Below are 6242 nucleotides of genomic sequence, written 5' to 3' on the forward strand. Positions count from 1 at the left end.
AGTCAAAAAAGTGGGACAGGGGAAAATGTTCATCACCAATGAACTGGCACAGCGACTCGCCTTTGACGAGGGCACTCAGAAACAGAGACGATTCTTCAGAAAATTGTCTACCAGGGAAGTGGAGGTGCTCAAGCTTTTGGCGAGCGGGAAACGCAACAAGGATGTAGCCGAGGGACTCAACCTCAACGAGAAAACGGTCAGCACCTACAAATCCCGTTTGATGAAAAAACTCAACGTGGATAACCTCGTGGACCTGCTGCAACAGGCTAAGGCCCTGGAATTGTACTAAGAAAAATACCAAGCTAACTATAGAAAAGACCTCCTGAAGCATCAGGAGGTTTTTTTGTCATAAAATGTGGCCTTTCTGACGTATACCCTCAGGACAGTACCCTGTTCAATTTGTTGTTGAGCAATTTGTTTAGCTGTAGGTAGTTGACGATCTCTTCCAGCACCTCCGTGTTGTCCTCTGTCTTTTCCTCCGTATCCTGCTGAAGATTCTGTATCCTTTTCTTGATCAGGAAACAGCGCAGGGTTAGGATGGTCTCACTGACCAGCTGAGCAACGGTCCGGGTTTTTTCTTTGGGATAGATATCCTTGCGTTCCCAGTTGTGCAGGTTATATCGCTCCTCTTCCATGAGGATGGAAGAAACTTCTTTTACCAGGGTTTGGTCCAGCTCCTGTAAGAAATGGGCGATCTGGAAGTCCTCCTGCTCATTGAGTGCCTCCATGAGCTTGTAGTAGATCGTTTTGAAACGGTCATGGGTGAGTTCTATCTCGTCCTCCTGTAAATCCAGATAGATCTTTTCATAGACCCTGGCCTCGATTCGCTCAGGTTCGAGTTCCAGTTCACCTTCCTCATTCTCTTTCAGGACCAGGTCTTCAAACTCTTCCATCTCTTTTCCGTATAGCAGCAGTATCTCTATAATCTTGCGCTCGAGCTCGTACTGGACATCCAGCTTGGTTTCCCCGGGCGTTTGTTTAATAACCTCAAAGGCCTTGCTATCCTGCCTTTCCTTCCTTCTGGCCTCCTGGAATTCCTTTCTTCCCATTTGGGCCAGGGTATTGAACAGCACCTCTTCGGAAATGTTCATCATGGCTGCACATTGCTGTACATAGATCTCCCTTTTGATCCGATCCGGGACCTTGGCAATGCTACTGACGATATCGCGGATGGTCTCCGCTTTTTTTATGGGATCATTGGCTGCCTCCTCCGCGAGGAGGGAAGTTTTGAATTGTATAAAATCCTTGGCGTTCTCTTCGAGATACAACACCACGTCCTCATAGGCATTGTTCCGGGCAAAACTATCGGGATCCTCCCCCGGTGGGAAGGTACAGATACGAACGTTCATCCCCTGTTCCAGGATAAGGTCGACCCCTCTCAAGGAAGCCCTTAACCCCGCCGCATCCCCATCGAAGAGTACTGTTATGTTCTTTGTGAGCCTGCTCACCATTCGCACCTGCTCCGGGGTAAGTGCCGTCCCGCTCGAGGAGACCACATTTCTGATCCCTCTTTGGTACATCTGAATGACATCCGTGTACCCTTCAACGAGATAACAAGTGTCTTCCCGTGCAATGGCTTGTTTCGCAAAATAGATCCCGTAAAGCACCTTGCTCTTGTGGTAGATATCGCTCTCCGGGGAATTCAGGTATTTCGCTGCCTTCTTATCATTACCCAGGATTCGGCCTCCGAATCCGAGCACCCTGCCACTCAGGGAGTGGATGGGGAAGATCACCCTTCCCTTGAAACGGTCAAATTTCCTCTTCTCTCCCGGGTTCCTGGGATCGTCCTTCACGATGGTAAGGCCGGTCTTCTCTAGATACTCGAGCTGATACCCTTTTTCCAATGCATGTGCAGTGAAGGCATCCCATTCGTCCAAACCGTACCCCAGGCCAAAGTGGCGGATGGTCTCTTCCGTAAAACCCCTCTCCTTGAAATAACTCAGCCCAACGGCCTTGCCGGGTTCAGAATTCCACAAGACATCCTGGTAATACTCACTGGCAAATTCCGACACGAGATAGAGGCTCTCGCGTTCACTGGCCTTTTCTTTTTGCTCATCGCTCTGCTGGGTCTCCTCCACCTCGATCTGGTATTTCTTGGCCAGATACTTGATGGCTTCGGGATAGGTAAAATGTTCGTGCTCCATCAAAAAAGCCACCACGTTACCCCCTTTTCCACTGCTGAAATCCTTCCAGATCTGCTTTACGGGCGACACCATAAAACTGGGGGTCCGTTCGTCCGTGAACGGGCTCAGGCCTTTGAAGTTGGAACCGGATTTCTTCAGATTGACAAAATCCCCGATAACCTCTTCCACTCGGGCTGTTTCGTATACCTGGTCTATGGTAGATTTAGCGATCAAATGCGACGTTTTTGACTGCCTTAAAAATACATAAACAGGGACGGTTAAAAAAACAAATCTCTTTATTCAGGATCTGGGAAACGTACACATCGAGATTTCCCCGTAGAAATCAGGAATACCTTATTTTTTGCGGTCTACCACGTAGTTGACCATAAGTTTCAGGGAATCCTTATAAGGTGAGTCCGGATAGTTGTCCAGGATCTCAAGTGCCTGATCCTGATATTCGTGCATTTTGGACTCTGCGTATTCGAGTCCGCCCGCGTCCTTCACGAACTGAATGACTTCTTTGACCCGCTTCCGGTCCTTGTTGTGGTTCTTGACCGAATTGATCAGCCAGCGCCTGTCTTTCTCAGAGGCCTGGTTCAAGGCATAGATCAGGGGAAGGGTCATTTTCTGTTCCTTGATGTCGATCCCGGTGGGTTTTCCGATAGCGGTCTCTCCGTAGTCAAAAAGGTCGTCCTTGATCTGAAAGGCCATCCCGCAGAGTTCCCCAAACTTCCGGAAAGTCTCCACATCCGGGGAATCGGGCTTTACCGAACAGGCTCCGAGGCTGCAACAGGCTGCTATGAGGGTAGCCGTTTTTTGACGGATGATCTCGTAATAGACCTCTTCGCTGATGTCCAGACGCCTGGCCTTTTCGAGCTGCAGCAGTTCTCCCTCACTGATCTCTCTGATAGCCACCGATATGATCCTGAGCAGATCGTAATCCCCGTGCTCTACAGATAACAACATACCTTTGGAAAGGAGGTAGTCCCCAACCAGGACAGCGATCTTGTTCTTCCACAGGGCGTTGATGGAAAAGAAGCCCCTGCGTTTATTGCTGTCATCCACCACATCATCGTGGACCAGGGAGGCCGTGTGGATGAGTTCGATCACAGAAGCCCCGCGATACGTACGCTCGTTCACCTCTCCGTCGCTGACCATCTTGGCGGTGAGAAATACGAACATCGGCCGCATCTGTTTTCCCTTCCGGTTCACGATGTAATAGGTGATCCTGTTCAGAAGGGCTACCTTGGAAGACATGGACTCAAAGAACTTCTGTTCAAAGAGTTCCATTTCCCTGTCTACAGGCTCCTTTATCTGGGATACGATTTTCAATGGAGGTCCTTTGGTTCTTAAACTATCCGAATCCTCAAAATTAGGCAAAAAAGGTGTGGCCTGCCTCCTTATCAACCTCTAAAACCAAAAAGAATGGAATTACTTCGCCGGGGCCGCCGCCATCAGGATTTGTTGGCCAGCTGCCCGCAGGCGGCATCGATGTCCTTTCCCCTCGAACGTCTTACCGTAACGGTGATGCCGTTGGCCTCCAGGGTATCCACGTACATAGAGATCACATCCTCCCCGGCCTGCTGAAAAGCCCCGTCATCTATGGGATTGTATTCAATGAGGTTCACCTTTGAAGGGGCAAACCTGCAGAAGTCGACCAGCGCCTCCACGTCCTCCCGCTTGTCGTTGATCCCTTCCCAGACCACGTATTCATAGGTGATCTTGCTCTTTGTTTTTTGATACCAGTATATGAGGGATTCCCTTAATTCCGCAAGGGTAAAGGTCGCATTAAATGGCATGATAGAAGTTCTGGTCTCCTCCACAGCCGAATGCAGGGAAACGGCCAGTTTAAACTTGACCCTGTCATCAGCCAGTTTCCGGATCATTTTCGGCACCCCTGAGGTGGATACCGTGATTCGCTTAGGCGACATACCCAGTCCTTCGTCTCCCGTGATCTTGTCGATGGCTTTCAGCAGGTTGTTGTAATTCATCAGGGGTTCGCCCATGCCCATAAAAACAATATTGCTCAAGGGGCGGTTGTAGTACAGTCTGCTTTGACGATCGATGGCCACCACCTGGTCGTAGATCTCGTCAGGATTGAGGTTTCGCATCCGCTTGAGCCTTGCGGTAGCACAGAACTTGCAGTCGAGGCTGCATCCTACCTGGCTGGAGACACAGGCTGTGGTCCGCTTGGGGGTCGGGATCAAAACTGATTCCACCACGAGTCCGTCGTGAAGCCTGACCGCATTCTTAATCGTGCCATCCTGGCTTCGCTGCATACGATCGACCTCAATATGGTTGATGACAAACTCCTCTTCCAGTACCGCACGGGTATTTTTCGAGAGGTTGGTCATGTCTGAAAAAGAGTGTGCCCCCTTTTTCCAGAGCCATTCATACACCTGGTCTCCCCTGTAGGCCTGGTCTCCCCTATCGAGAAAGAAAGACCTGAGGTCTTCCCTGTTCAGGGCCCTGATGTCTTTCTTTGCAACCGATTCCATGGGTGATAAGATAAACCCCGCCAGGATTTAACCCAGGCGGGGTGAGTTTTATATAAGGTCAGAGGATCAGCATAGCGTCCCCGTAGGAATAGAACCTGTATCCTTCAATGATTGCTTCCTTGTAGGCACGCTTCATCAGGTCGTGGCCCATAAAGGCCGATACCATCATCAACAAGGTTGACTTGGGAAGGTGGAAATTCGTGATCATGGCCGTCGCGATGCTGAAATCATAGGGAGGGAAGATGAACTTGTTGGTCCATCCCTCAAAGGTATTCAGCATATGTTCTGAAGAGACCGCACTTTCCAGTCCCCTCATGGCCGTGGTTCCCACAGCGCAGATCTTCCTTTTCTTTTTCTTGGCAGAGTTCACGATTTCCGTGGCCCTTTCATCAATGATCAGCTCTTCACTGTCCATCTTGTGCTTGGAGAGGTCTTCCACTTCCACAGGGTTGAAGGTGCCCAACCCGACGTGTAGGGTAAGCTCTGCAAATTTTACGCCTTTGATCTCCAGTCTTTTCAACAGGTGTTTGGAGAAGTGGAGGCCGGCCGTAGGAGCAGCCACGGCACCTTCGTGCTTGGCGTAAATGGTCTGATATCTGTCCTCGTCCTCGGGCTCAACCTGGCGTTTGATGTATTTGGGAAGGGGGGTCTCCCCCAACTCCCTGAGTTTTCTTCTGAAATCGATATACGCCCCGTCATAGAGGAACCTGAGGGTCCTGCCACGGGAAGTGGTGTTGTCGATCACCTCGGCTACCAGGCTCTCATCTTCCCCGAAGTAGAGCTTGTTCCCAATACGTATCTTCCTGGCAGGATCTACCAGAACATCCCATAGGCGTTGTTCCTCATTGAGTTCCCTGAGCAGGAAAACTTCGATCCTTGCGCCTGTCTTCTCTTTATTCCCAAAAAGACGGGCAGGGAATACCTTGGTGTTGTTCAGGACCATGACGTCATCTTCGTCAAAATAATCGATGAGGTCCTTGAACATCTTGTGTTCGATCTTGCCGGTGTCCCTGTGGACCACCATCAATTTGGATTCATCCCTGTTTTCAGCAGGATATTCTGCCAGTAATTCCTTGGGAAGCTCAAAATTAAAGTGCGAAAGTTTCATAGATGCGTATTTCTGTTGTGTCGATTTCCGTTTGGGTCACCGCAAGCAGCCAGGTGATCCGGCTGATGCGCAAAAATCGGGGGCCGATTTTAAGGGAGCAAATATACAACCTGCCTACAGGGGTTGTCAAGTAAAAGTGCGATTAAATCACTGGCCTTCAGTCCGGATGCGAAAATTCAGTTTCCTGAGGTCTTCCCAGAAGTCGGGATACGACTTTGAAACTACCCCGGCATCTTCGATGTACAGGCTGGTCCTGAGGGCCAGTGGAGCAAAGGCCATGGCCATCCGGTGATCGTTGTAGGTACCGATAGAAACATCCTCGATGATGCCATCTGATGGGTCCAGTTCCAGATGCTTGTCGGAAACCCTGACCGAAGCGCCCAGTTTGGTGAGTTCGGCCCTCAAAGCTTCAAGCCTGTCAGTCTCTTTGATCTTCAGCGTATGCAGCCCGGTAAGCCTGCATCCCATCCCCAGACCAAAACAGGTCACGGCCAGGGTTTGAGCTATGTCAGG

At 50.2% G+C, this 6242-nt stretch carries 5 protein-coding genes and 1 pseudogene; 1 reads left to right on the forward strand and 5 read right to left on the reverse strand.

The window, feature by feature from the left end; translation table 11 throughout:
* A partial coding sequence (locus ABYP73_RS10775) for a LuxR C-terminal-related transcriptional regulator (RefSeq protein WP_372974326.1) occupies positions 1 to 289 on the forward strand: 289 nt, incomplete at its 5' end.
* A gap of 88 nt (positions 290 to 377) precedes the next feature.
* On the opposite strand, the gene dnaG is transcribed toward ABYP73_RS10775, so the two are convergent.
* The 5 genes and pseudogenes from dnaG to ABYP73_RS10800 form a co-directional block, all read right to left on the reverse strand.
* Positions 378 to 2357 carry a DNA primase gene (dnaG, locus tag ABYP73_RS10780; RefSeq protein ID WP_372974327.1) on the reverse strand — a complete coding sequence of 660 codons (1980 nt, stop codon included), beginning with the start codon at positions 2355 to 2357 and terminating at the stop codon, positions 378 to 380.
* Positions 2358 to 2477: 120 nt separating this feature from the next.
* Positions 2478 to 3455 carry a polyprenyl synthetase family protein gene (locus tag ABYP73_RS10785; protein ID WP_372945202.1) on the reverse strand — a complete coding sequence of 326 codons (978 nt, stop codon included), beginning with the start codon at positions 3453 to 3455 and terminating at the stop codon, positions 2478 to 2480.
* A gap of 122 nt (positions 3456 to 3577) precedes the next feature.
* Entirely contained in the window at positions 3578 to 4621 is a 1044-nt protein-coding gene (gene rlmN / locus ABYP73_RS10790) for a 23S rRNA (adenine(2503)-C(2))-methyltransferase RlmN (RefSeq protein ID WP_372945201.1), read from the reverse strand.
* A 58-nt stretch (positions 4622 to 4679) separates the two neighbouring features.
* Complete coding sequence (queA, locus tag ABYP73_RS10795; RefSeq protein WP_372945200.1) at positions 4680 to 5729, reverse strand: tRNA preQ1(34) S-adenosylmethionine ribosyltransferase-isomerase QueA; 1050 nt, start codon at positions 5727 to 5729, stop codon at positions 4680 to 4682.
* 147 nt (positions 5730 to 5876) lie between these two features.
* Positions 5877 to 6242: pseudogene (locus tag ABYP73_RS10800) on the reverse strand (3-phosphoshikimate 1-carboxyvinyltransferase); the annotation flags it as partial.

The sequence above is a fragment of the Muriicola sp. genome, from assembly GCF_041567615.1.
Lineage (GTDB): Bacteria > Bacteroidota > Bacteroidia > Flavobacteriales > Flavobacteriaceae > Muriicola.